This is a genomic window from Paraperibacillus marinus, from assembly GCF_046237605.1.
Taxonomy (GTDB): Bacteria; Bacillota; Bacilli; order Bacillales; family DSM-1321; genus Paraperibacillus; species Paraperibacillus marinus.
Map to the genome: position 1 here is coordinate 165,001 of NZ_CP143542.1, position 23,881 is coordinate 188,881.

The following is a 23,881-nucleotide window of genomic DNA, read 5'->3' on the forward strand; positions in this document are numbered from 1 at the left end:
AGTTGGGGGCTCTCCCCCTGTGAGAGTAGGACGCTGCCGGGCAGGATTCATCAAGCAAGGAAGTTTACCATATTATTCCGCAGTAGCTCAGTGGTAGAGCATTCGGCTGTTAACCGAACGGTCGTAGGTTCGAGTCCTACCTGCGGAGCCATGCTTCCATAGCTCAGCAGGTAGAGCACTTCCATGGTAAGGAAGAGGTCAGCGGTTCGAGCCCGCTTGGGAGCTTACATTTCAATTTTCATAAGGCCCCTTGGTCAAGCGGTTAAGACACCGCCCTTTCACGGCGGTAACACGGGTTCGAATCCCGTAGGGGTCACCATTTCTATACTGGAGGATTAGCTCAGCTGGGAGAGCATCTGCCTTACAAGCAGAGGGTCGGCGGTTCGATCCCGTCATCCTCCACCATTTAAATATTGGAGGGGTAGCGAAGTGGCTAAACGCGGCGGACTGTAAATCCGCTCCCTCAGGGTTCGGCGGTTCGAATCCGTCCCCCTCCACCATTTTTTCATTAATTTAATAAGACTTGTTATATTTTTTTATTTATAGGGAAATATAATATTGTCACGATGCAGTTAACTATTTCATGCGGACAAGCCACGTGAAGAAGTTAACCCTTATTTTTATGAATGGGCTATAGCCAAGCGGTAAGGCAACGGACTTTGACTCCGTCATGCGTTGGTTCGAATCCAGCTAGCCCAGCCATATGAGCCATTAGCTCAGCCGGTAGAGCATCTGACTTTTAATCAGAGGGTCGAAGGTTCGAATCCTTCATGGCTCACTTTTATATGTTGCGGAAGTAGTTCAGTGGTAGAATACAACCTTGCCAAGGTTGGGGTCGCGGGTTCGAACCCCGTCTTCCGCTCCAATCTATTTCATACCCAGGGGCCTTAGCTCAGCTGGGAGAGCGCCTGCCTTGCACGCAGGAGGTCAGCGGTTCGATCCCGCTAGGCTCCACCATCTAACTTTTACTACATACACCTTTTTAACCTTAAACCACGATGGTTTAAGGTTTTTTTATTGTGCTGTGCCTCTAGCCGGATAGAAAGTGTGGAAGGATGCATATGGAGAATTTAGGGGGTGCAGCTGGCATGCCAGGGGGGTTCAGCATCTTTATTCGCCCCCATAGACGCATTTACCCGTTCTGTATTCACAAGCCTGCTCGGCATGGCGGAATCACTTTCCCGGTTCAATCGGATTGAGCTGCCTTATAAAGGCGGGCCTATGCCGGCTTAACTGCTCTTTGTGAAAACGCATACTTATGCATGAAGTTGTCGAGTTGAGTCATTTCCATTCAGCTTATAGAATAGAAGAGAGATAGAAATGGGCTGAGGAGGAAACGATCAATGAAGAAGATTTCAATTGTAGGAGTACCAATGGATCTCGGGCAGACGAGGCGCGGTGTGGATATGGGGCCGAGCGCCATCCGTTATGCGGGGGTAATCGAAAGGCTTGAGCATCTGCAGTTTGATGTGGAAGATCAAGGGGATATCATCATCGGCCGTGCGGAGCGCCTTCACAATCCAAATGAAAAGCTAAAAAATCTTAAGCTGGTGGCTGAGGGCAATGAGGCGCTGGCTGAAAAGGTGGATCATATCATCCAGAGCGGTGATTTTCCGCTGGTGCTTGGCGGGGACCACAGCATTGCGATTGGCACGCTCGCAGGGGTAGCGAAGCATTATAACAATCTTGGAGTCATCTGGTACGATGCCCATGGTGACTTAAATACAGAAGAAACTTCTCCATCCGGCAATATACATGGAACACCGCTTGCTGCCAGTCTCGGCTTTGGGCATCCGATTCTTACCAACCTTCATGGTTATGGACCGAAGCTGAAGCCGGAGAACGTCGTGGTAATCGGGGCAAGGGCCCTGGATGATGGCGAGAAGGAACTGATCAGGCAGCAGGGCATCAAGGTGTATACGATGCACGAAATCGACCGTATGGGCATGGCGAGAGTGATGGAAGAAGCCATTGAATATCTCAGGGAGAAAACAGATGGTGTCCACCTTTCTCTTGACCTTGACGGTCTCGATCCGATTGATGCACCTGGAGTGGGCACTCCTGTCATGGGGGGGATCTCTTACCGAGAAAGCCATCTAGCCATGGAGATGCTGGCTGAGTCGGAAATCGTAACTTCTGCAGAATTTGTTGAGGTGAATCCAATCCTTGATGAACGCAACCGGACGGCTAAGGTAGCAGTCGCCCTTATGGGTTCCCTGTTCGGAGAAAAGCTGGCATAAAAATGGAAAACAGTAACCTTCCGGGTTACTGTTTTCTTGTTAACATGATATATTTATGTATCAGGGTATCCAGTTGGGTGGAAGCCTCTACTACGTGGCGGTCATTCATGGATGTTCTTGAGGCTAAATGGAGCATCTTCGCACGGCACTCTTCTATGTCATTAATTAGCTCCCTAATTTCGATAGACATACATTATCCAACCTTCCCATTTAGCATTTTCATACGTTGTTCCCACATTTTACAGTTTTCAAACCGGTAAATGTATAAAATTTGATAAAATAAATATATAAAAATAAATGAAACCTTTCAGCTTACGGTTCGTAGTAATCGTATAGCCGCGAAAGCGGGGGTATTAATAGCTATGGAAGTGCTTGTCAAAGAGAAAATAAATCAGGTATTAAAAGGTGACCAGAATGCCTACAGTACCATTGTCGAGGAATATAAGGACAAGGTCTTTTACCTGTGCTACAGAATGATCGGCAACCGTCATGAAGCGGAGGATCTGGCACAGGAGGCCTTTGTGAAGGCTTATATCCACCTGAAAAGCTTTAACATGAACCTGAAGTTCTCCACATGGATATACAGGATTGCTACCAATCTTTGCATCGATAGAATAAGGAAAAAGAAGCCGGATTACTATCTGGATGCTGAAATTGCTGGGACAGACGGACTGGATATGTACTCGCAGCTTGCATCTGATGCTGACAGTCCGGAAAAGGAAGCGGAAAGTATGGAGATGCAGGAAGCCGTACAGAAGGAAATACTCAAGCTTCCTGAAAAATACCGGTCTGTCATCATTTTAAAGTATATGGAAGATCTATCTTTAAAAGAGATCAGCGATGCGCTCGATCTTCCTGTGGGCACGGTCAAGACCAGGATACACAGGGGACGGGAAGCATTAAGGCTTCAATTACGTCATTTATAGGATGGTGGTTTCTATGGCATGTCCAGAAGAAATAATAGAATATATGCATGATTACCTGGACGAAGAGATCGATCCGGATAAAGAACGGATATTAAAAGAGCATCTGCAGGCATGTGATGAATGCAGACTTTATTTTCACGAACTGGATAAGGCGGTTTCCCTGGTGAGGGTGCCTTCCAATATATCTATATCCCCTGATTTCACCCAAAAGGTAATGGCAAGCCTGCCGGCTGAAAAGAAAAAGCGGTCGGTCAAAACGTGGATGATGGGTCATCCGCTCATCTCAGCGGCGGCGATGTTTTTAGTATTAATTTCCGGGGCCTTTATGTCTTCCTGGAATCAATCCAGTGATTTTTCGGTCACAAGGCAGCAGGACTTGATCATCAGCAATCATACAGTCATCGTCCCTGAAGGAAAGACCATTAAAGGCGATATCCTTGTTAAGAACGGAGATATAAAGATCGAGGGCAGGGTCCTTGGGGATGTGACCGTAATCAACGGCAACCGGTATCTCGCTTCAGCAGGCAGTGTGACAGGTGATATCAAGGAAATTGATCAGGCGTTTGAATGGCTTTGGTATCAAATTAAGTCCACATTTGAAAAAGTTTCCGACTCTTTGACTACTAGTACCAACTAAAATGGGCCATCCTAACAGGGATGGCCTTTTCTTACATAATTTTCTAGGGTGCAGCTTGACTAAAACTGGCTTATTAAGAGAAAAACATTTACTTTCATGATATAATTTCAAGTATTGTGTTAAATCTCAGTTTAGCGGATGCTAAAAGCCTTTGGTTTACATACAGACATAACCCCATTCGGAGAGAAGCAGGGAGATCTTTTCGAATTTCTTGACTGGAGGAAAGTAACATGTCGTTATCCCACTTTACTTTCTATGATTATTTTATAAATTTCATTGATATACTGCTTGTCTGGTTTGTGATATACAAGCTGCTGATGGTAATCAGGGGAACCAAGGCTGTCCAGCTCCTGAAAGGGATCTTTGTGATCGTCATTGTCCAGAGCCTGAGCAATTTCCTGGGGCTTAATACACTTGGCTGGCTCATGGAACAGGCGATGACCTGGGGATTCCTCGCGATCATCATCATTTTCCAGCCTGAGCTGCGCAGGGCGCTCGAACAGCTCGGCCGCGGGAAAATTTTCTCCAGGGGAACCGGGCAGGTTGAAGAGGAAGGCCAGGATCGGCTTGTAGAATCCATTATCAAAGCGACGAACTATATGGCCAAGAGAAGGATCGGAGCCCTGATATCAGTCGAGAGAGAGACAGGGATGAGCGATTATATCGAAACGGGGATTCCTTTGAATTCTGCCATTTCGTCAGAGCTTCTGATCAATATCTTCATCCCGAACACCCCGCTCCATGACGGAGCCGTCATCCTTCAAGGAAACCAGGTTGCGGCTGCCGCCTGTTATCTGCCTCTTTCAGAGAGCCCTTTTATATCGAAGGAGCTTGGGACGAGGCACAGGGCGGCCCTAGGGGTATCGGAAGTGACAGACAGTGTAACCATCGTTGTGTCTGAGGAGACAGGAAGCATTTCTTTAACTAAGAATGGCGAACTGTACCGTAATCTGAATCAGGATTCGCTGAAGGATATGCTGAAGATTGAATTGGTTGATAAAAACAGGGCTGCGTCTCCTGCTCTTTGGAATTGGAGGGCAAAAAAAAATGGATAGCTTAATGAAAACTCCCTGGTTTATCAAGATTATTGCTTTCTCTTTAGCTGCTCTTTTGTTCATCTCGATCAATTTTCAGCCTGATACAAAAAAAGGATCCTCAAGCTTCATGACTCCATCGAGCGAAGAAACAGAAACGGTCGAGGATGTGCCGGTGGAACTCTATTATGACCGGAAAAACCTGGTTGTAAGCGGAGCTCCGGAAAAGGTCGATGTTGTATTGAAAGGGCCAAAAAGCATTGTGCTTTCCACTAAGAACCAGAGGGACTTTAAGGTATTCATCGACCTCGCCGATGCAGTGATCGGGGAGCAGAAGGTGATGATTCAAGTATCAGAGCTGTCAGATAAGCTTAAGGCTGAAATCAGGCCGCAGCAGGCAAGCGTCACAGTGCAGGAAAAAATCACGAAAGAATATTCGGTTTCCCCTTACTTCAATACCTCGCTGCTAGAGGAAGGGTATATAGCAGGGGTTCCGGACACAACCCCCGGGACGGTTCGCATTACAGGGGCAGAGGATGTTATGAGCCGAATCTCTATCGTCAGGGCTTCGATTGAAATCGATAAAGGGGCCAATGAGTCTGTACAAAATTCTGCCAAGGTGATGGCCCTCGATGAAAACTTAAATAAGCTCGATGTGGCCATCGTGCCGGATACAGTTGAGGTCCGGGTGCCGATCAAGATTCCTTCTAAAACGGTCCCGATTACAGCGGTAAAGACCGGCAAAGAGAAGGATGGCACGAAGATTGATGCCATTACAGTCAATCCAAAAGAAGTCACTCTGTATGGAAAGCAGTCTGAACTGGATAAAATCGGGCAGATACGGCTTCCAGTTGATATAGGAAATATTGATTCATCGGAAAAAAGGGAACAAAAGCTCCAGCTGCCGGATGGCATTCAGAAAATGTCCCAGACAACTGTGAGTGTATCCATCTCGGCCACGAGAGAAAAGGAAACTGAGAAGAAGCCTGACATTCCTCAGCAGGATGAAGAGGCAAGTGTTCAGGATATCTCCAAGACATTCAGGGGACTGGATATTGCGGCATCTGGCCTGCCGGATGAATACGAATTGACGTTCATCACGCCGGCCGGCGGCAAAGCAGATATGACCATAACCGGTCCGCCGGATGATATAAATAAACTGGATCCTTCAAATATACAGCTTTCTATAGATGCAGCTAAACTGACCGAGGGCAGAAGCGAAGCGCCGATCCTGGCTAAACTGCCGGAAGGACTGACAGGCAAACTCAGCACAGCTAGTGCCGCTGTCCAGGTTGATAAGAAAGAAGCAGCAGAATAAAAAATGATGCAAACATTTAAAAAGGGAGCGATATGCAAATGGGTAAATATTTTGGCACAGATGGAGTCCGCGGTGTAGCAAATGCGGAATTGACTCCAGAATTAGCGTTTAAGCTTGGCAGGTGCGGAGGGTATGTATTGACAAAAGATACCAGCCGTCCTAAAGTGCTGATTGGCCGCGACACCCGGATCTCCGGGGAAATGCTTGAAAATGCTTTGATAGCAGGGCTTCTCTCCATCGGAGCGGAGGTCATGCGCTTAGGTGTGATTTCCACTCCTGGTGTTTCATACCTAACCAAGACTCAGGGTGCCCAGGCTGGAGTCATGATTTCTGCCTCGCATAATCCGGTTGCAGACAACGGGATCAAATTCTTTGGACCGGACGGCTTCAAGCTTTCAGATGAACAGGAAAATGAGATTGAGAACCTGATGGATATGGAATCAGACCTGCTTCCAAGGCCAGTCGGAGCCGATCTCGGAACCGTCAACGATTATTTTGAAGGCTGCCAGAAATACATCCAGTATCTTAAACAAACGGTGGACGAAGACTTCTCAGGCATCCATGTTGCGCTTGATTGTGCACATGGGGCTACGTCTTCTCTTGCTGCTCATCTGTTTGCCGATCTGGAAGCAGATATCTCCACAATCGGATCTTCCCCTGACGGTTTGAATATCAATGAAGGGGTAGGCTCGACCCACCCGGAAACGCTCGCTGCCTTCCTAAAGGAAAAAGGAGCGGACGTAGGCCTTGCTTTTGACGGAGATGGAGACCGCCTGATTGCCATTGATGAAAATGGGAAAGTGATCGATGGAGACCAGATCATGTACATCTGTGCGAAGTACCTGAACGAACAGGGCCGCCTGAAGCACTCAACAGTAGTTTCTACTGTCATGAGCAACCTCGGCTTCTATAAGGGCCTTGAGGAACATGGGATCCAAAGCGCTCAAACCGCTGTCGGGGACCGTTATGTAGTGGAAGAAATGAAGCGCGGAGGCTTTAATCTGGGCGGTGAGCAATCCGGTCATATCATCTTCCTGGATTATAATGCAACGGGAGACGGCCTCCTGTCTGGAGTCCAGCTTCTGAATATCATGAAGGTAACACAGAAGCCGCTTTCTGAACTGGCTTCCGATATGAAGAAATTCCCGCAGAAACTAGTCAATATCCGGGTTACTGACAAGCACGGTGTAACAGGCAATCCAAAAGTCCATGACGTCATCCAGCAGGTGGAGGCGGAAATGGGCGGAAACGGCCGTATCCTTGTCCGCCCTTCAGGCACTGAGCCTCTTGTGCGGGTCATGGCAGAAGCGCCTACCGAGGAGCTGTGCAATGCGTATGTAGAGAGAATCGCTCAAGTGGTCCAGCAGGAAATGGGCTTAGAGGGCTGAATAAATGTTTCATGCTATGCATTGGGAGGCACCAATATGCCTCCCAATGCATATTTTTATTAGTAAGCGCACCGTTTCAGCATGGGGCCTGGAGGGTATATACCCGGAGTGCCAAAAAAAGTTTGACTGAAGCACCTCAGATGAGATATGATTATCTTGTTTTTCGTATTGCGCTATAAAACAAATTGAAACAGAAAGGTGGATCGGACGAAACAGCAATACTAAAGCGCCAGGACTAAGCGGAACGAAGATGCTTAGTTGACGAGGTGGAGGTTTATCGAAATTTTCGGCGGATGCCTCCCGGATGCCTGTGCACATCCGAAAATCTTTCTCCCAAAACAAAGGGGCAACTCTTTGAACAAAAGGGAAAGGGCTGTACAGCTAAAATAATAAGAATCAGAGATAAGGGGGCAAGACTGGCCCCCGGTCATCTTGCCTCCTTACCATTCTAGGAGGAAAATTTATATGTGCGGAATTGTTGGATTTATTGGAAACCAGGATGCAAAGGAAATCCTGTTAAAAGGACTGGAGAAGCTTGAATATAGAGGATACGACTCAGCTGGCATCGCTGTCAGGGACAGCTCCCGGGTCCATGTATTCAAGGAAAAAGGCCGTATCGCGGATCTCAGGGCCATCGTCGACGAAGACGTACTGGCGAACACAGGAATCGGACATACCCGCTGGGCTACCCACGGTGTGCCAAGCCAGGAGAATGCCCATCCCCATCAGAGCACGTCCGGCCGCTTCACTCTTGTCCATAACGGCGTTATTGAAAACTATTCAATCCTTAAGCGCGAATATCTCCAGGATACTGCGTTTAAGAGTGAAACAGATACAGAAGTTATCGTCCACTTGATCGAGAAATTCGTCACTGAAGGACAGTCCACGGAGGATGCCTTCCGCAAGACACTTACCCTTCTGAAGGGATCTTATGCACTGGCGCTTCTTGATGAGCAGAATGATGAAACCATCTTCGTTGCTAAAAACAAGAGCCCGCTGCTTGTCGGAATCGGAAAAGACTTCAACGTAGTGGCAAGCGATGCTATGGCTATGCTTCAGGTGACTGATCAATATGTGGAGCTTATGGATAAAGAAATGGTTATCGTCACAAAGGAAAAGGCGGTCATCAAGAAACTTGAAGGAACTGTGATCGAACGCAATCCATACACAGCGGAATTGGATGCCAGCGATATCGAAAAAGGGACATATCCTCATTACATGCTGAAGGAGATTGACGAGCAGCCGCTTGTTATCCGTAAGATCGTCCAGAAGTATCAGGATGACGAAGGAAACCTTCACATCGACCAGAATATCGTCGACGCTGTCAAAGGCTCAGACCGTATCTACATCGTAGCCTGCGGTACCAGCTACCATGCTGGACTTGTCGGCAAGCAGCTGATCGAAAGGATGGCAGGAATTCCTGTCGAGGTGCATGTTGCTTCTGAATTTGGCTATAACATGCCGCTTCTTCCTGAAAACCCGCTGTTCATCTTCATCTCACAAAGCGGTGAGACGGCAGACAGCCGCGCCGTACTGGTAGCTGTGAAGGAGCTTGGCCACAAGGCGCTGACCATCACAAACGTACCAGGATCCACCCTTTCCCGTGAAGCTGATTACACACTTCTTCTTCATGCAGGACCAGAGATTGCGGTTGCATCGACTAAGGCTTATACCGCCCAGATTGCTGTGCTGTCCATCCTTGCTGATGTAATCGCGAAATCACGCGGAAATGCAGAAGGCCTGAACCTTGTGAAAGAGCTTGGGATTGCAGCCAATGCGATGGAAGTTCTTTGTGATTCGAAGGAAGAAATGGATTATATCGCACGCGAGTATCTATCCTTCACACGCAACTGCTTCTTCATCGGCCGCGGCATCGATTACTATGTAGGACTTGAAGGCGCACTTAAGCTTAAAGAAATCTCCTACATCCAGGCAGAAGGCTTCGCCGGCGGCGAGCTCAAGCACGGAACTATCGCCCTGATTGAAGAAGGAACACCGGTCGTAGCCATTGCAACCCAGGAGAACGTCAACCTCAGCATCCGCGGAAACGTCAAAGAAGTTGCCGCACGCGGTGCCAACCCTTGCATCATCTCCATGAAGGGCCTAGACATGGAGGAAGACCGCTTTGTCATCCCAAGTGTTCATGAACTATTAACACCTCTTGTCTCTGTCGTACCGCTTCAGCTTATTTCTTATTTCGCAGCGCTTCACCGCGACTGTGACGTGGATAAGCCGAGGAACCTTGCTAAGTCTGTTACGGTTGAGTGATTGGCTGGTAAGGGGTATCGGATTTTAAGATATTAACAATATAATATCGTTAAAAAACGCAGCCAATTCCGGCTGCGTTTTTTCTTTATGAATTTTTTTTGTGAATAAAAATAATGTTGCAAATGCAATAAAACTGTTTTACACTGAATTTATTCTTTAATTCCCGCAACAACAGCAATAAAGCCATGTGAAGGAGTGGTGTTATGAAAGAAATCCTCCGTGAAATAGGAATGATCGCCAGGGCGCTGGATTCGATAAGCAATATAGAATTCAAAGAATATAACCTGACAAAGGGGCAGTATTTGTACCTTGTGCGGATTTGTGAAAACCCCGGCATCATTCAGGAAAAATTAGCTGAACTGATTAAGGTAGACCGGACAACAGCATCCCGGGCTATAAAGAAACTTGAAGCCAATGGATTTGTTGAAAAAAGAAGGGATGAAAGTAATCAAAAGATTAATAAACTGTTTCCAACAGAGAAAGGGAAGAGTGTGTATCCGTTCATAAAAAGAGAAAATGATCATTCCAACAGTATTGCCTTGGCTGGATTCACGGATGAAGAAATGGAAAACCTGTTTCATTCTATGCAGAAGATCAGAAGTAATATAGAAAAAGACTGGGATTTAGTGAAAAAAGGGAACAAGCGGAGTTACTGAATCGATAAAGGAGCGGAACAGAACAATGACGATACAAGTAAAAAAGTGCACCCTCGAATACTTACACACCCTTCAAGAAATCAGCTGTGAAACCTTCCAGGATACATTCGGGCATCAAAACTCTCCCCAAAACATGAAAGCCTACTTAGAGAAATCATTCAATCTAAAACAGATTGAAAAGGAGCTGTCTGACCGTTCTTCTGCCTTTTATTTTGCCTATGTGGATGATGAACTGGCTGGATATCTCAAGGTGAATGCGGGTGAAGCGCAAACGGAGGATATGGGTGATGAGTCACTGGAAATTGAGAGGATTTATATTAAACAACCATTCCAAAGGCAGGGAATTGGAAGATACCTGATCAATAAAGCGGAGGAAATGGCTCTAGAACAGAATAAAAAGAATATCTGGCTCGGTGTATGGGAGAAAAATGAGAAGGCTATCGCTGCCTACAATAGGCTCGGTTTTATCAAAACCGGCGCCCACTCTTTTTATATGGGAGATGAAGAGCAGACAGACTTCATATTAACCAAGGCACTTTTATAAGTTTTAAAAGGGATGGAGCGGTGTTATGTATATTCCAAAGTATTTCAAGGTCACAGATGCCGGTGAAATCAGGGAGTTCGTTCAAGCCAATTCTTTTGGCACACTCGTCACCACAGAAAAAGGGAATCCCATCGCCACCCATCTGCCCCTGGGTTTCCGTATGGAAGGGGAAGACGGCTATATCACAGGACATCTGGCATATGGAAATCCTCAGTGGAGAACACTGGAGGCGGGCGAAAGGGTGCTTGCCATCTTCCAGGGCCCCCACGCCTATATTTCATCCTCATGGTATGATCATGAAAACGTTCCGACATGGAACTATCAGGCAGTCCATATATATGGAAAAGCAGTCCTCATGGATCGCCATGAGTTGAAACAAGAACTGATCAGCATGCTTGAAAGGTACGAAAAACACCGAGAAAACCCCATCCTTTGGGGAACCCTCTCTCCCGGCCTCCTGGAAAACCAAATGAAAGGCATTGTCGGCTTTAAAATAAAAACAGAGGAAATACAGGCGGCCTATAAAATGAGTCAAAACCGCCATAAAACGGATTATGAAAACATTATTGATCAATTGAGACTGGAAGGCAATAAGAATTCTGAGGAAATGGCGGATTTGATGGAGAAGAGGAGGAAGTAAAATTTTTATAGTTCTACCGGGGGCTGGCGTTTTGTCAGTCTTTTTTTGCACTTAGAGAATTAATCTTAAAAACTTTTGGAATAAAGTGGATATACCTGCTACTATTGAAGAAAAAAGGTGATGAGCTTTATGAGCAAGAAAGCTGCTGCAAATCTACTGTTTAGTGCTCTTTTATTAGGAACATCAGCCTGCAGTAAAGAAGCAACCCAGCTTACAAACACTTTCCAAATAGAAGGCGAAGAGATGAGGGGAATTAAGGGAAGGATCGGAATTTCAAACACTCGGCTGATGCAGGACTCTTATAATAAAGTTATATGGCATTTCTGGGGGGACCCTTCAAATATAAAAGGGGAATTCAAGATTATCGGAACTGAGTTAAAATCGGGTGAAAAGAAACCGGTATTGCTTGTGAACCCAAATCAAAAAGAAAGAACCTGGTCATATAAAGGGAACTATACACAGCCTAATTTAGGAGCGGCAAAAACAATGCCTTCTGCCCTTTGGTTTGATACCCCCGGCAAGTGGAAACTGGGAGTTTATATCGATGGAGAGCATTATGAAGACCTAATTGTAAACGTGTCGGAATCTAAGAATGATGTACCCAGCTATTTCAGCATGTCGGTAATGAAAAACATTGAATGGACTGAAAGCCCGGTATTTCCCTTTGAGACAATGGAGCTGAGGGGCGAGGAAGGAAAGCTTGCAATCCTCTCTACTCCGTGGAAAGCGGGTATTAAGAATAAATACATGTGGCACTTCTTCGGGGATGGCATTCCATCTGGAAAATTGACTGTGGTGGCTGTAAAGAAAGGAACAAATGAAATAAGCAAGGCCCTCGTTAACTTTGATACAGATCAACAAGTATGGACACATCCGCTGGCTGTCGGATCAGCAGTCAACAACCATAAAGATGTTCCAGCAAGCATGAAGCTGCCATCGAGCGGGATGTGGGCTTTAAATGCCTATATTGATAAAGAGCTATATGGTCAAATTGTTGTGGAATTAAAGTAAGTATGGATTTTAGGAGGGGAACATAGATGCTGGAATCGCAGGCTATCCGGACCGTTTCATCTAAAAAAGATCCGTCCAGGCCCCTGGCTGTATTGATGTGCGGGACAGCCGGCTCCGGAAAGACGACTCTTTCTAAAAAGCTTGAGATGGAGGGCTTTACACGTTTTTCTATAGATGAAGAAGTCTGGGTGAATTTTGGCCGTTATGGGATAGATTACCCTGCGGAGGAATATCGGGCCAATTTAGATAAAGCACATATCATTTTGTTCGAGAAGATGCTGAAGCAGATTAAGGCAGGCGGAGACATTGTGGTAGACTCCAGTTTTTGGAGAAGGTCTGAGAGGAATAGATATAAGCAGGCTGTAGAAGATGCCGGGGGAATATCACAAATCATTTATTTAAAAGTGGAGCAGGATGTACTATATGAGCGTGTAAGGATCAGGAATAGCCGGTTTGATGCCAATGCTGCTTTCCCGATCACCAGGGAAGTTCTGACTTCCTTTATAAATAGCTTTGAGGTTCCGGCAGGTGAGGGAGAGCTTGTCATTGACCAGTAGGCTGCACGCAGAAAAAGCAGAGAGGGCGCACTCTCTGCTTTTCTTTAGTTTTTTTGGTCTCGCGGCCAGGCTATGCGAAAGCGTTCATTTTAAAAAAGTGAATAAATCATCAAAAATCGTACTTTTTCAAATGAATTTTAGGTCATGCTGAACAGTTTCTGCCCTGTTTTGGATAAAAATCTCTTAAAGCAGTGCCAGCTGATCCCGAAATGCCCCTTCCAGGAACCGTTACTTGCCAAACCGAGGACTTTACTTGCGGATTCCCGGAGCTTACTTGCCGAAATCAAATTTTACTTGCGGAGACTCCTTCTTTACTTGCGGAAATAGTTAATTTACTTGCCGTTGAGGAACATCCGGGTGCGCAGAAGGCAGCAGGAGCAATATGCCCCTGCATTCTTTATGATAAACTTGTAAAAAGAACTGTCTGTCCTTAGGGTGTGAAATATTTAGAAGGAGGCTGCCCATGGATGATAAAATAAAAGAATCGCTGAAGCAGATAGAGGAAGATTACCAGGTGAAGATTCTGTATGCCTGTGAATCAGGCAGCCGGGCCTGGCAGTTTCCGTCAAAGGACAGTGATTATGATGTCCGGTTTATTTATGTACATAAGGAGATCGATTATTTAACGATAGATCCAATCGGGATCGGGAAGAAGCGGGATGTGATTGAGCTTCCAATCGATGATATGCTGGACATCACGGGCTGGGAGCTGACGAAGGCGCTGAGGCTTTTCAGGAAATCCAATCAGCCCCTTATGGAATGGCTCCGGTCGGGAATTGTTTATTATGAGGCATTCTCGGCAGCGCGTCAGATGAAGGAGCTGAGCAGCAGGTTCTTTTCTCCCGTTTCCGGCATCCATCATTATTTAAATATGGCGGATGGGAACTTCCGGGAGTACCTGCAGGGCGAACGCGTCAAGATCAAGAAATATTTCTATGTTCTGAGGCCGATCCTGGCTGCTCTGTGGATTGAAAAGTTCAATGAATTTCCGCCACTTGCATTCCCTGTTCTGCTGGAAGAGCTGCTACCCGATGGAGAGCTGAAGGATGAAATCAGCATCTTGTTGAAGAGGAAGATGGAGGGCGATGAACTGGATATGGAATTGAAGATACCCGTCATACACGACTTTTTAGCGGGTGAACTTCAGCGTCTGCGTGAATATGCAAATAGCATTCGGTTTGATATAACCGATTTCACTTATGAATTGGACGCTTTATTCAGGGACACGCTTGATGAGGCATGGAAGAGTCGTTAAAAGCGGAAATTGGGGTTGTTGAGGCAGCTTCTAATGCATGCAGGATGGGTATGGATAGGAGAAGTCTAAAACATACTGCAGAAACAAAAAGGAGAAATCAATATATGGACCGATACAATAGAATCAGGGAAGAATTATCACAGGCAGGACAGGCTCATCTGCTTCAATTCTTTGATGAGCTGACGCCGGGAGAGCAGGAATCCCTCCTCGATGAGATTGAGAATATTAATCTGGATGAAATCAACTCGGCCGCACAGAAGCTTTTGAACCCGGACCCTCCTGCCCAGGCACATATTGAACCAGTGCCATACGATATTCTGGAGGAAATGGAAGAAGACCAAAAAAGAAGGTATGAACAGAAAGGGCTGGATTTAATAGCCGGGGGACGAGCGGCTGTCGTTCTGCTCGCGGGGGGACAAGGTACAAGGCTTGGCCATAATGGGCCAAAGGGTACCTTTGATATAGGTCTGCCCGGACATGAATCGCTGTTTGAAATCCAGGCGGGGAGGCTTTTGAAGCTGCAGGAGAGGACAGGCACCCTCCTTCCGTGGTATATCATGACAAGTCCCATCAATGATAGGGAGACGAGGGACTTCTTTGAGAGCCATGATTATTTTGGGTACGATCCTTCTCTTGTCACGTTCTTTATCCAGCCTACCGCGCCGACTCTCACTCCGGGTGGAAAGATAATGCTGAAGAGCAAGTCACAGCTTTCTCTGTCACCCAACGGGAATGGCGGAGTCTTTTCAGCACTGAAGTCAAGCGGTGCACTGGCAGATATGGAGAACAGGGGCGTGAAGTGGGTATTTCTTTATAATGTGGATAATGCCATCATCCAGATCGCAGATCCGCTGTTCATTGGATTTGCTGAGGAGAAGAATACTTCCATCGCAACGAAATCGACAGCCAAAAGGAGTCCGGATGAAAAAGTAGGTGTGTTCTGCCTGATGGACGGTAAGCCTTCCGTGATCGAGTATTCTGAAATGACCCAGGAAGAGCGCGAACACCCTCACATGACCAATGCGCATATCAGCATCCATCTATTTAAGCTTGCATATCTCAAGGATATGTCTGATAAATCCCTTCCTTACCATTTCGCGCATAAAGCAATACCGGGCATCGACGAAAATGGAATTGAAATGAAACCGGATCAGCCGAATGGATATAAGCTGGAACAATTTTATTTTGACCTTTTTCCAGAGGCTGATGGCATTTCCGTTTTACAGGTTCCACGGGAAAAAGAGTTTGCACCCGTTAAGAACCGCAGTGGTGAAGACAGCCCGGAAAGCGCAAGGAAGATGGTCATGGCACAGGAAAAGTAAGCGAAGGCCAGTACCTATATAAAAAGTAAAAGGGCTGCCGCGGTGGCAGCCTTAAACAGGGGGCGCACTATGGATTCGTTAAAAGAGGTAGTTGAAATGGATTTATCTTATCTCGAAGCTTTTTCTACCCGTACAGACAGGGAGTGGGGATCTCTATTCTGCAATGAAGAGCAGCCGCAGTATTATGATGCCAATCATGCACATATCAGCGGTCCGGTGCAGGATGGGCAGGCAGTGATTGAAGAGGTGAAGGAATTTTACAGGAGCAGGGGCATCATTCCACGCTTTTACCTGTATAATCTGGAGCTTCAGCAGGAATTCATCGCTCAATTGAGGGCGGAAGGCTTTGGCTTTGAAGAGCTGGCAAGCCCTGTCCAGGTTTGGACAGGCGGGCTGACGGATGCTGGAGCTTTGAGCGGGGAGATATCCATTGAAGAAGTTACCCGGGATAACTATGAGGAAGCGCTCGAAATCGAGTGCAGTATCCATGAATTCGGAGGCAGGACTGTAAGGGAAAAAGCATTCGAGCAGGAATTCCACTCACCGCATTTCGTTCACTATCTGCTCCGCAATAAAGGGAAGGCATGTGCAACGGCCTGTTTATTTTTGAGCGGAAAGAATGCCCGCATGGAAAGTGTGGCGACTCTCGAGGAATATCGGGGGAGAGGGCTGATTGGATATGTGATCCGTCACATTCAGGCTGAAACCCTCAAAAGGAATCTCCGAAACCTGTGGGTATTCCCAATCAACGAGAAAATAGGGAAGGTTTACAGGAAGTATGGGTTTAAAACTGTAGAAAACCTGACGACGGGACATGCTTATCTTGGCGGAAGGAGCATTACGGACATACGGGAGAATGTATGATGATTCACCCATCGGCAGCCTTCATTTAATCAAACGATTGATTAATAAGATCATGAAGCAGGTATATATACTTTCTTTTACTATAAGAGCCGGGGGAGACAAGGGATGACATTCGATCTACAGCTGCTGGACCGTGCAGCCGCAGAACACTTATTTTCTTTTGAGCAGGAGAACAGGAACTTCTTTGAAAAGAGTGTGCCAGGCCGTGGTGATGATTATTATGAGTGGGAGAATTTCCTGAGGATCCATGATTCTCTCTTGAAGGAACAAGCAGAAGGAAAGTCGTATTTTTATTTAATCAGAAACGATGCCGGTCAACTGGCAGGAAGAATCAACATAGTCGATATTGAAGATGGGACAGGGCATGTCGGCTACAGAGTGGGCATTTCCCATACAGGGAAGGGTGCAGCAGGCAGTGCGCTCGCTTTGTTAAAGCGGAAAGCGGGGGAGCTCGGTATCAGGCAATTGAGGGCTAAAGTGTTAACCAACAATCCTGCCTCCCAAAAAGTATTGGAAAAGAATCAGTTTATCCGTGAATATATGGAAAAGGAAGCAGTGTGGATGAACGGCGAAATGGCAGGTTTCATTCACTACAGCTGGCAGAAGGACTCGGATGCGGTCACATGACTGCTTTTTATATAGGATAAAGGAGAATCCATTCTTCGGATTCTTTTTTTGTCTTGAAGAAACATGTTTTCCGCTTGCCTGTTACGGGGTAACAGGTATAAACCCCATCCGAGCTTATTTTAATTCTCTAACATAAATTACCGCGGTAAGCAGAAAATAAACACTCTTGAAATCATATTCCAGAAGGTTCATAATATATATGAACATATATTCATATATGAAAAGAGGGGGGAATAGCAATGGGACATTCTCATAGCCACGGCCATCACGGCCACTCTCATCATTCAACCGCTAATAAAAAAGCATTAAAGCTGTCGTTTTTCATGATTGCGTCTTTCATGATTGTCGAGGTAATAGGGGGCATACTGACAAACAGCCTGGCCCTGCTGTCGGACGCCGGGCATATGCTCAGTGATGCGGCAGCGCTCGGGTTGAGTTTCTTTGCCTTAAAATTCGGTGAAAAAGGAGCATCTCTTGCCAAGACTTATGGCTACAAGCGTTTTGAAATTTTAGCCGCCTTTTTGAATGGGCTCACGCTAATCGTTATATCTTTGTACATTTTCTGGGAAGCTGTCCACAGGATTATGGAGCCGCCGTCCGTGACAAGCTCGGGCATGCTGATCATCTCTATAATCGGCCTTGTGGTGAATATATTGGCTGCCTTCATCCTGATGAAAGGGGATAAGGAAAACCTGAATGTACGAAGTGCATTCCTGCACGTGCTTGGTGATATGCTCGGCTCTTTCGGGGCAATCGTGGCAGCGCTCGCCATCATGTTCTTTGGCTGGAATCTTGCAGATCCGATTGCAAGCATCATCGTCGGGGTTCTGATTATCATCAGCGGCTGGAGGGTGACCAAGGAATCCTTTCATGTACTGATGGAGGGAGCGCCGTCCAATATTGATGTGGAAAAGGTGAAGGAATCCCTGCTTTCCATCCAGGAAGTAAAAGATGTCCACGATCTGCATGTATGGTCCATCACTTCCGACTTTCCAGCCTTAAGCTGCCATCTTACAGTGGATGCAGGAATCGATTATCCCCTGCTGCTGGAAAGAGTGAAGAAACAGCTCCATGATTCGTTTGAACTTCATCATGTTACCATTCAATTTGATATGGAAGAAAGCGGCTGTTCCGCTGAAAACTGCTGCAATTAAAGAAAAGCTGTCCTTTTAGGTGAATGCTAAAGGACAGCCTTTTTTCATTATACATGTCTGGCATGGTCGACCGTTTGTTTTAAGACGTCTATGACATGATCGTCATCATGGGAATAATAAAGGGTGGTTCCTTCTCTTCTAAATTTGACCAGCCGTACATTCTTCAGGAATCGCAGCTGATGGGATACAGTGGTTTGAAGAAGGGATAGTTTTTCGGCAATCTCATTGACGGAATGCTCTCCCTTGAACAGCAGGTTCAGGATCCTGAGGCGCGTGGGGTCCGACAAAGCCTTAAATGTCTGCGAAACGATAAAGAGTGTTTCGTCGTCTAAATCGGCGGCAGGCAGTGATGCTGCATCTTCCTCTTTCATCCGGGTGCACTCCTTTATTTTCTTGGTAAGACTATTATAAGAAAATCTCCGCTTTTATACAATGGGAGCAGCCTGAACATCATTTCATCAATTCTTTGATTAATGTAAGGGGCACGGCTGAGTTTTACCATAAAAGAACGCGGGTATATTTGACTATAGTCAGTTAAATAGCAGATTGTATGCAGCAGCGCATAACAACAAGGAGAGATTGTGATGAAGCATGCACTTAAGAATATAGGCAGCTATCTGGAAGAGGATAAAGATAAAATCATTGAAGAACTGCTTGAAAAGGAATTATCCACTATAGGCAGCATATCGGGGAATCGCGATTATTTCCGAAAGCTTCTTTCTTCCTTGATCAACCTTGTTTCGATCACCTTTATGGAAAAAGGAGGCGAGGATGAGGGAGAGGAGACATTAAATAAAAGCCTCGGCACTTTGAAAAAACAGGGCACCAAGCAGACGGATCTTGTAGCTGTGATTTGCTTTTTCCGAATGGAATTTCTGAATGATATCAGGAAGAGATGCGCTTCAGAGTCACTCACCCCTGATGATATTTTTGCTGTGAATGATAAGATAACAGAGATATTCGACAGTGCCATCCGCAGTATCATCCGGACAGCAAATGAATCAGTTGAAGCGATTGAGAAAGAAATGCTGGAGCTTGCGGCTCCTGTTGTTCCCATAAAAAAGGGGGTGGCTGTCCTGCCTCTGATCGGTGATTTTAGTGAAAGCAGGGCATCTTATATTACAAATCAGGTCATCCCAAAGATAGCCGGTATGGATATCAGCCTGCTGATCATAGATTTTTCGGGAATTCATGTGTTCGATACATTTGTTGCCCAGCACTTCTTTCAGATACAGGATATATTGAAGCTTCTCGGAATTGATCCGGTGATTACCGGGATCCGTCCTGCGCTTGCCCAGACGGCTGTCCAGCTGGGGATCAATCTTGCTGACATCCGTGCTTACAGCAACGTGCAGCAGGTGCTTGAGGTGCTTGAGTAAGACGTGGATCAGCACAAGGAAGGAAGGCTGTCCAAAGGGGCAGCCTTCCTCGAGATCCAGTTATTCAATTATTAGAATTGACCAGCTTGACCTGCTAATTGAGATTGAGCTGTTGCTACTAGACGCTTAGTAATTTCACCACCAACAGATCCGTTTGCACGAGAAACTGTTTCTGCTCCAAGTTGTACACCAAACTCTTGAGCGATTTCGTACTTCATTTGGTCGATAGCTTGTTGAGCACCAGGTACTAGTTTTTGACGGTTAGAACCACTTCTTGATGACATGTGTTTTCACCTCCTTAATAGATAATCTGCCTCCAAATAAAAAGTTCATGCATTCTATTGATTAGGTAATATCTAACAAGAAAATGAAAGGGACAGATTATATAGGATAGAAAACAAACATGAGCTTTTTACCCGCAGCCCATGCATGGAAAGGAACCTGGAGTAGAGCAGGAACAAACGTATTAAGGCGGTGGAGCGGAGTAAGGCGCAGGCAGGAATGTAAGCCCGATAAATGATGGTCACACCTGGCTGCAGGGAGCCTTATGATACATGCAGCTCCCCCTTTTTCACCGAAAAAACCTCCACAGCCATCTGGCAGCGGAGGTTTTGTTTATTTCATGTTTTTCATAAAGGTTAAGACTTCAAGGTCAATCCGGCCCTGAGGCTGTTCCCTTCCTTCAAAATTTTCTGTATGCAGAAAATCGGTCAATGCTTTATAAAGGACAGTCTCATCCGCATTGCGGTCATCCAGATATCCGTGTCGGACAAGCTGTCCGGCAAGATCGGATTTGATATTTCCTTCGATAGCTCTAATATTCTCTTCCTTCGAATGGGCAAAATAAAGCTGATGAAGGTGATAAATGCGAATCAGCTCTGTGATCGGCTTGGAATGGTCCTCTACCCTCAGGTCGATGAACCGGTCATTAAATCCTCCATAACCTCCCTGGTCCTTGACAACCAGAATCGCCGCAGACTGCTGCCCCCGGCTGTCACCGCCGGCTTTCTGCCCGGCATCAAGTGCCGTAAGCAGGCGTTCGGCAAGCGTCCCTTCCGTGCTGGTGAAGGTGTCCGCCATGGCCTGGACCGTATTTTCATCCACAAGGATATTCCCCTGTGCTGCAAAATGAGGGCCTGTTATACCTCCGGCCCAATCGTAGCAATCGCTTCCTGTAAAGGTAGCCGGGCGGCCATCCTTATCAATCAAGCCCACCTGGCGCATTTCTTTGTCAGGATCGCCTTCTAGAAGGTCACGCAGCGTCTCCTCGGCATTTTTCCCCTGCTCCATAGCCGCCAGGCCCTCCGGCCCAAAAGAAGTATTCGCATATGATTGAGTCGCAACGGCTCCGACCCCGGCCTTTGCCCATGGAACAACCGCTCCTACTCCTAAAAATTTCGACTGCACTGCAATGCCCCACTCTTTCTCAGCCGGATCATATCCAACAATTGAAAATGTCACGTATCTTCTCCTCCTGGCATCTAGTTTTGAACTTCTGATTTCAGTGTAGCATATGGAAAAAAGGGGAAGGTACATTTTGGTTTCTTTCTGAGGACAGGAGAAATAAATAAGGTAAGGAACATAACAGGTGTTTCACGTGAAACCAGCTAGACTATACGAATCCTATGGGGTAACCTAATAAGGCGGAAAGTGGTAAAAGATCGGCGCGTTTTAACGTCCCGAGTCCCATTAAACTATTTTAGGTGAAACACCCTTTAAAAAATATCCAATATGAAGGACCACAGGAACAACACGGGAAGGGGTAAATGCAATGCCTGAAGATTCATCCATCAGCAGCAGAAAGACCGAGCATATCCGGATCAGCCTGGAGGAGGATGTGGCAGGGACAAACATAACGTCAGGCTTTGAGCACTATACATTCGTCCATCAGGCCCTGCCGGAGCTTGATTATGACCGTGTTGATACATCAACTGAGTTCCTGGGAAGAAAGATTTCTGTTCCTTTCCTTATAAGTTCCATGACCGGGGGTACAGACGAGGCGCTCGAAATAAACAGAAACCTTGCGATAGCTGCCGAGGAGAGGGGCTGGGCGATGGGGCTCGGCTCAACAAGGGCCGCACTGGAAAGCCCGGGCCAGGCACATACATTCAAGATCCGTCAGTATGCACCAAGCATTCCTTTATTTGCGAATCTGGGGGCGGTACAGCTCAATTATGGATATGGAGCCGATGAATGCCGCCGTATTGTAGAGCTTACCGAAGCCGATGCTCTCGTTCTGCATTTGAACAGCCTGCAGGAGGTGTTCCAGAATGAAGGAGATACAAATTTCAGCGGTTTGTTTTATAAAATAGAAGAACTATGCCATCGTATGGAAGTTCCCGTGGGGGTCAAGGAGGTCGGCTGGGGCATTAACGGAAGTCTTGCCAAAAAGCTTGGAGATGCTGGTGCAGCCTTCATTGATACAGCGGGAGCTGGAGGAACTTCATGGAGCCAGGTTGAAAAGTTCCGGTCGTCCGATCCTATAAAGCGGGCAGCGGCGGAGGCATTTGCCGGCTGGGGTATCCCGGCTGCCCAATGTATCCGTGAAGCCAGGGAAGCTGGATATTCAGGAACCCTGATCTCAAGCGGCGGTATTCGAAATGGAGTGGAAGGAGCCAAATCGCTTGCCCTGGGCGCCGATCTTGCAGGAATTGGCCGTGCGGTCCTTAAGCCGGCATGTGACGGGATAGAGGCACTTGACTACTTGTTTAAGCAGATTGAGCTGGAGCTGAAGATTGCTATGTTCGGGATCGGTGCTTCATCAATAGAAGAGCTGAAGAAGACGCAGCATATCAGAAAAAGACAGACTTTTTAACAGTCCTATACATGGTATAGGGCTTTTTTGTATCTTTTTGGCTATTTCTCGGGAAATATTGCGAATAGAATTGTTAAGGAATTGTTAACAAGACAGCTTTTTTTTCATGGATGTAAATAGCTGATAGAGAGGGGGCTGCCCGGATTAGGCTTGGCTGCTGGGTTTTAACAGTGTTTTGACTGAAAAAATGAACCCGGGGTGAATTTACAAATTATTAAAACTGCCTTCATATGGAGACAACATTCGCTCCCTATAATGAAAATGTACTAAGAAAGCACAGAGTACAAAGACCTGGATTTTAAACTCATATATAAATTAGGGGGAAAAAGAAATGAAGGTAAAAGGATTTAAAGTAACGATGGCAGCATTGGTAATGGCTGGCGCCCTTGCAGGATGCGGAAATTCTGAAGAAAAATCATCAGATAAAAATGGTGCAAAAGCAGAAGAATTATCTGGAACCTTGACTGCAGCGGGATCAACAGCACTTCAGCCGCTGGCAGAAGAAGCAGCCAATGAAATTACTGGCAAATATCCTAACCTTTCAGTTACCGTTCAAGGCGGCGGAAGCGGAACTGGTGTTAATCAGGTAGCTGCAGGCGCTGTTGATATCGGTAACTCTGATGTTCCTTCAGCTGAAAAAATTGAAGATAAAGCCCAAGCAGACAAGCTTGTAGATACAAAAGTAGCCGGAATTGCATTTTCACTTGTAGTAAACAAAGATGTACAAGTCGATTCATTAACTGAAGAACAGATTCAAGGCATCTTCTCAGGCAAGTATAAGAACTGGAAAGAAGTTGGCGGCAACGATGAAAAAATTAACGTAATCAACCGTCCGGCTTCATCTGGTACACGTGCAACGTTTGAAAAGACTCTGATGAACGGCGTTAAAGTCAACGACGGTATCGGTACTGCCCAGGATTCAAGCGGTGCGGTTGAACAGTCAGTAAACTCTACACCGGGTGCAGTCAGCTACCTGGCAATGAGCTACTTTGTTGGAGATAAAAAAGAAAGCATGAAAACCTTAAAAATTAATGATGTAGAGGCTTCCATTGAAAATGTAGCCAGCAAAAAATATCCATTCTGGTCATACGAATATATGATTACAAAAGGACAGCCAAAAGAAGCAGTCAAAGGATACATTGATTATGTATCTGGTGATGAGTTCGCTGATAAAGTAGAAGAAATGGGTTATATCCCAATGAGCGAATTGAAGTAAACAACCAACTGAATGCAAGGCTGGCCTGGA

The 23,881-nt window shown here is 46.2% G+C and carries 24 protein-coding genes, 9 tRNA genes and 1 rRNA gene (1 of these 34 cut by a window edge); 30 read left to right on the top strand and 4 right to left on the bottom strand.

Features of this window, described 5'->3' with window-relative positions; genetic code table 11:
* The 11 genes from rrf to rocF form a co-directional block, all read left to right on the top strand.
* A 5S ribosomal RNA gene (gene rrf / locus V1498_RS00900) occupies positions 1–42 on the top strand (it extends 75 nt beyond the left edge of the window).
* Between the two features lie 34 nt (positions 43–76).
* Positions 77–151 (top strand) — tRNA-Asn (locus V1498_RS00905).
* Position 152: 1 nt separating this feature from the next.
* Positions 153–225: transfer RNA gene (locus V1498_RS00910), tRNA-Thr, on the top strand.
* Between the two features lie 19 nt (positions 226–244).
* Positions 245–319: transfer RNA gene (locus tag V1498_RS00915), tRNA-Glu, on the top strand.
* A 10-nt stretch (positions 320–329) separates the two neighbouring features.
* Positions 330–405 (top strand) — tRNA-Val (locus V1498_RS00920).
* A 10-nt stretch (positions 406–415) separates the two neighbouring features.
* Positions 416–500 (top strand) — tRNA-Tyr (locus V1498_RS00925).
* Between the two features lie 127 nt (positions 501–627).
* Positions 628–702, top strand: a tRNA-Gln gene (locus V1498_RS00930).
* A gap of 3 nt (positions 703–705) precedes the next feature.
* Positions 706–778 (top strand) — tRNA-Lys (locus V1498_RS00935).
* A gap of 12 nt (positions 779–790) precedes the next feature.
* Positions 791–865: transfer RNA gene (locus tag V1498_RS00940), tRNA-Gly, on the top strand.
* 16 nt (positions 866–881) lie between these two features.
* Positions 882–957 (top strand) — tRNA-Ala (locus V1498_RS00945).
* A 386-nt stretch (positions 958–1,343) separates the two neighbouring features.
* Positions 1,344–2,240 carry an arginase gene (rocF, locus tag V1498_RS00950; RefSeq protein WP_409296485.1) on the top strand — a complete coding sequence of 299 codons (897 nt, stop codon included), beginning with the start codon at positions 1,344–1,346 and terminating at the stop codon, positions 2,238–2,240.
* Between the two features lie 25 nt (positions 2,241–2,265).
* Here rocF and V1498_RS00955 read toward each other — a convergent pair whose 3' ends face one another.
* On the bottom strand, positions 2,266–2,430 hold the full coding sequence (locus V1498_RS00955; RefSeq protein ID WP_409291015.1) for a Spo0E family sporulation regulatory protein-aspartic acid phosphatase: 165 nt from the start codon (positions 2,428–2,430) through the stop codon (positions 2,266–2,268).
* A 172-nt stretch (positions 2,431–2,602) separates the two neighbouring features.
* On the opposite strand from V1498_RS00955, the gene sigW reads away from it, so the two are divergent.
* The 16 genes from sigW (at position 2,603) to V1498_RS01035 (ending at position 18,441) form a co-directional block, all read left to right on the top strand.
* Entirely contained in the window at positions 2,603–3,166 is a 564-nt protein-coding gene (sigW, locus tag V1498_RS00960) for an RNA polymerase sigma factor SigW (protein ID WP_409296486.1), read from the top strand.
* Between the two features lie 13 nt (positions 3,167–3,179).
* On the top strand, positions 3,180–3,803 hold the full coding sequence (locus V1498_RS00965; protein WP_409296487.1) for a zf-HC2 domain-containing protein: 624 nt from the start codon (positions 3,180–3,182) through the stop codon (positions 3,801–3,803).
* A 230-nt stretch (positions 3,804–4,033) separates the two neighbouring features.
* The gene (cdaA, locus tag V1498_RS00970) at positions 4,034–4,858 is read left to right on the top strand and encodes a diadenylate cyclase CdaA (RefSeq protein ID WP_409296488.1); all 825 of its coding nucleotides are present in this window, start codon (positions 4,034–4,036) and stop codon (positions 4,856–4,858) included.
* Positions 4,851–6,155, top strand: coding sequence for a YbbR-like domain-containing protein (locus V1498_RS00975; RefSeq protein WP_409296489.1), 1,305 nt, complete (start codon positions 4,851–4,853; stop codon positions 6,153–6,155). Before cdaA ends, V1498_RS00975 begins: the two co-directional genes overlap by 8 nt.
* A 38-nt stretch (positions 6,156–6,193) precedes the next feature.
* On the top strand, positions 6,194–7,543 hold the full coding sequence (gene glmM, locus V1498_RS00980; protein ID WP_409296490.1) for a phosphoglucosamine mutase: 1,350 nt from the start codon (positions 6,194–6,196) through the stop codon (positions 7,541–7,543).
* 465 nt (positions 7,544–8,008) lie between these two features.
* Positions 8,009–9,811 (top strand): glutamine--fructose-6-phosphate transaminase (isomerizing), encoded by a 1,803-nt coding sequence (glmS, locus tag V1498_RS00985; RefSeq protein ID WP_409296491.1) that lies wholly within the window; start codon positions 8,009–8,011, stop codon positions 9,809–9,811.
* Positions 9,812–10,014: 203 nt separating this feature from the next.
* Positions 10,015–10,467, top strand: coding sequence for a MarR family winged helix-turn-helix transcriptional regulator (locus V1498_RS00990; protein WP_409296492.1), 453 nt, complete (start codon positions 10,015–10,017; stop codon positions 10,465–10,467).
* Between the two features lie 25 nt (positions 10,468–10,492).
* Positions 10,493–11,011, top strand: coding sequence for a GNAT family N-acetyltransferase (locus V1498_RS00995; RefSeq protein ID WP_409296493.1), 519 nt, complete (start codon positions 10,493–10,495; stop codon positions 11,009–11,011).
* 25 nt (positions 11,012–11,036) lie between these two features.
* On the top strand, positions 11,037–11,651 hold the full coding sequence (locus tag V1498_RS01000; protein WP_409296494.1) for an FMN-binding negative transcriptional regulator: 615 nt from the start codon (positions 11,037–11,039) through the stop codon (positions 11,649–11,651).
* Between the two features lie 129 nt (positions 11,652–11,780).
* Positions 11,781–12,662: a DUF4871 domain-containing protein gene (locus V1498_RS01005; RefSeq protein ID WP_409296495.1), complete on the top strand. Its 882-nt coding sequence runs from the start codon at positions 11,781–11,783 to the stop codon at positions 12,660–12,662.
* A gap of 26 nt (positions 12,663–12,688) precedes the next feature.
* Positions 12,689–13,219, top strand: coding sequence for an AAA family ATPase (locus V1498_RS01010; RefSeq protein WP_409296496.1), 531 nt, complete (start codon positions 12,689–12,691; stop codon positions 13,217–13,219).
* A gap of 463 nt (positions 13,220–13,682) precedes the next feature.
* Complete coding sequence (locus V1498_RS01015; protein ID WP_409296497.1) at positions 13,683–14,474, top strand: nucleotidyltransferase domain-containing protein; 792 nt, start codon at positions 13,683–13,685, stop codon at positions 14,472–14,474.
* Between the two features lie 104 nt (positions 14,475–14,578).
* Entirely contained in the window at positions 14,579–15,796 is a 1,218-nt protein-coding gene (locus V1498_RS01020) for a UTP--glucose-1-phosphate uridylyltransferase (RefSeq protein ID WP_409296498.1), read from the top strand.
* A 69-nt stretch (positions 15,797–15,865) separates the two neighbouring features.
* Positions 15,866–16,660, top strand: coding sequence for a GNAT family N-acetyltransferase (locus V1498_RS01025; RefSeq protein ID WP_409296499.1), 795 nt, complete (start codon positions 15,866–15,868; stop codon positions 16,658–16,660).
* Between the two features lie 105 nt (positions 16,661–16,765).
* Entirely contained in the window at positions 16,766–17,287 is a 522-nt protein-coding gene (locus tag V1498_RS01030; RefSeq protein WP_409296500.1) for a GNAT family N-acetyltransferase, read from the top strand.
* A 239-nt stretch (positions 17,288–17,526) separates the two neighbouring features.
* Positions 17,527–18,441 carry a cation diffusion facilitator family transporter gene (locus V1498_RS01035; protein WP_409296501.1) on the top strand — a complete coding sequence of 305 codons (915 nt, stop codon included), beginning with the start codon at positions 17,527–17,529 and terminating at the stop codon, positions 18,439–18,441.
* Between the two features lie 47 nt (positions 18,442–18,488).
* Here the strand turns inward: V1498_RS01035 and V1498_RS01040 are convergent, their stop codons facing one another.
* On the bottom strand, positions 18,489–18,812 hold the full coding sequence (locus V1498_RS01040; RefSeq protein ID WP_409296502.1) for an ArsR/SmtB family transcription factor: 324 nt from the start codon (positions 18,810–18,812) through the stop codon (positions 18,489–18,491).
* 213 nt (positions 18,813–19,025) lie between these two features.
* Between V1498_RS01040 and V1498_RS01045 the strand changes: the two genes are divergently transcribed.
* The gene (locus V1498_RS01045; protein WP_409296503.1) at positions 19,026–19,820 is read left to right on the top strand and encodes an STAS domain-containing protein; all 795 of its coding nucleotides are present in this window, start codon (positions 19,026–19,028) and stop codon (positions 19,818–19,820) included.
* A 71-nt stretch (positions 19,821–19,891) separates the two neighbouring features.
* Here the strand turns inward: V1498_RS01045 and V1498_RS01050 are convergent, their stop codons facing one another.
* Entirely contained in the window at positions 19,892–20,104 is a 213-nt protein-coding gene (locus V1498_RS01050) for a small, acid-soluble spore protein, alpha/beta type (protein ID WP_409291034.1), read from the bottom strand.
* 331 nt (positions 20,105–20,435) lie between these two features.
* On the bottom strand, positions 20,436–21,281 hold the full coding sequence (locus V1498_RS01055; protein ID WP_409296504.1) for a DUF1028 domain-containing protein: 846 nt from the start codon (positions 21,279–21,281) through the stop codon (positions 20,436–20,438).
* A gap of 310 nt (positions 21,282–21,591) precedes the next feature.
* On the opposite strand from V1498_RS01055, the gene fni reads away from it, so the two are divergent.
* Both fni and V1498_RS01065 read left to right on the top strand, forming a co-directional pair.
* Positions 21,592–22,635, top strand: coding sequence for a type 2 isopentenyl-diphosphate Delta-isomerase (gene fni / locus V1498_RS01060; RefSeq protein WP_409296505.1), 1,044 nt, complete (start codon positions 21,592–21,594; stop codon positions 22,633–22,635).
* A 331-nt stretch (positions 22,636–22,966) separates the two neighbouring features.
* Positions 22,967–23,851 carry a phosphate ABC transporter substrate-binding protein PstS family protein gene (locus V1498_RS01065; RefSeq protein WP_409296506.1) on the top strand — a complete coding sequence of 295 codons (885 nt, stop codon included), beginning with the start codon at positions 22,967–22,969 and terminating at the stop codon, positions 23,849–23,851.
* The last annotated feature ends 30 nt before the right edge of the window (positions 23,852–23,881 follow it).

What these genes read in the sequence shown, in the direction of transcription:
- rocF (WP_409296485.1), top strand. Translation starts at nt 1,344, where the DNA reads ATGAAGAAGATTTCAATTGTAGGAGTACCAATGGATCTCGGGCAGACG.
- V1498_RS00955 (WP_409291015.1), bottom strand. Translation starts at nt 2,430, where the DNA reads ATGTCTATCGAAATTAGGGAGCTAATTAATGACATAGAAGAGTGCCGT.
- sigW (WP_409296486.1), top strand. Translation starts at nt 2,603, where the DNA reads ATGGAAGTGCTTGTCAAAGAGAAAATAAATCAGGTATTAAAAGGTGAC.
- V1498_RS00965 (WP_409296487.1), top strand. Translation starts at nt 3,180, where the DNA reads ATGGCATGTCCAGAAGAAATAATAGAATATATGCATGATTACCTGGAC.
- cdaA (WP_409296488.1), top strand. Translation starts at nt 4,034, where the DNA reads ATGTCGTTATCCCACTTTACTTTCTATGATTATTTTATAAATTTCATT.
- V1498_RS00975 (WP_409296489.1), top strand. Translation starts at nt 4,851, where the DNA reads ATGGATAGCTTAATGAAAACTCCCTGGTTTATCAAGATTATTGCTTTC.
- glmM (WP_409296490.1), top strand. Translation starts at nt 6,194, where the DNA reads ATGGGTAAATATTTTGGCACAGATGGAGTCCGCGGTGTAGCAAATGCG.
- glmS (WP_409296491.1), top strand. Translation starts at nt 8,009, where the DNA reads ATGTGCGGAATTGTTGGATTTATTGGAAACCAGGATGCAAAGGAAATC.
- V1498_RS00990 (WP_409296492.1), top strand. Translation starts at nt 10,015, where the DNA reads ATGAAAGAAATCCTCCGTGAAATAGGAATGATCGCCAGGGCGCTGGAT.
- V1498_RS00995 (WP_409296493.1), top strand. Translation starts at nt 10,493, where the DNA reads ATGACGATACAAGTAAAAAAGTGCACCCTCGAATACTTACACACCCTT.
- V1498_RS01000 (WP_409296494.1), top strand. Translation starts at nt 11,037, where the DNA reads ATGTATATTCCAAAGTATTTCAAGGTCACAGATGCCGGTGAAATCAGG.
- V1498_RS01005 (WP_409296495.1), top strand. Translation starts at nt 11,781, where the DNA reads ATGAGCAAGAAAGCTGCTGCAAATCTACTGTTTAGTGCTCTTTTATTA.
- V1498_RS01010 (WP_409296496.1), top strand. Translation starts at nt 12,689, where the DNA reads ATGCTGGAATCGCAGGCTATCCGGACCGTTTCATCTAAAAAAGATCCG.
- V1498_RS01015 (WP_409296497.1), top strand. Translation starts at nt 13,683, where the DNA reads ATGGATGATAAAATAAAAGAATCGCTGAAGCAGATAGAGGAAGATTAC.
- V1498_RS01020 (WP_409296498.1), top strand. Translation starts at nt 14,579, where the DNA reads ATGGACCGATACAATAGAATCAGGGAAGAATTATCACAGGCAGGACAG.
- V1498_RS01025 (WP_409296499.1), top strand. Translation starts at nt 15,866, where the DNA reads ATGGATTCGTTAAAAGAGGTAGTTGAAATGGATTTATCTTATCTCGAA.
- V1498_RS01030 (WP_409296500.1), top strand. Translation starts at nt 16,766, where the DNA reads ATGACATTCGATCTACAGCTGCTGGACCGTGCAGCCGCAGAACACTTA.
- V1498_RS01035 (WP_409296501.1), top strand. Translation starts at nt 17,527, where the DNA reads ATGGGACATTCTCATAGCCACGGCCATCACGGCCACTCTCATCATTCA.
- V1498_RS01040 (WP_409296502.1), bottom strand. Translation starts at nt 18,812, where the DNA reads ATGAAAGAGGAAGATGCAGCATCACTGCCTGCCGCCGATTTAGACGAC.
- V1498_RS01045 (WP_409296503.1), top strand. Translation starts at nt 19,026, where the DNA reads ATGAAGCATGCACTTAAGAATATAGGCAGCTATCTGGAAGAGGATAAA.
- V1498_RS01050 (WP_409291034.1), bottom strand. Translation starts at nt 20,104, where the DNA reads ATGTCATCAAGAAGTGGTTCTAACCGTCAAAAACTAGTACCTGGTGCT.
- fni (WP_409296505.1), top strand. Translation starts at nt 21,592, where the DNA reads ATGCCTGAAGATTCATCCATCAGCAGCAGAAAGACCGAGCATATCCGG.
- V1498_RS01065 (WP_409296506.1), top strand. Translation starts at nt 22,967, where the DNA reads ATGAAGGTAAAAGGATTTAAAGTAACGATGGCAGCATTGGTAATGGCT.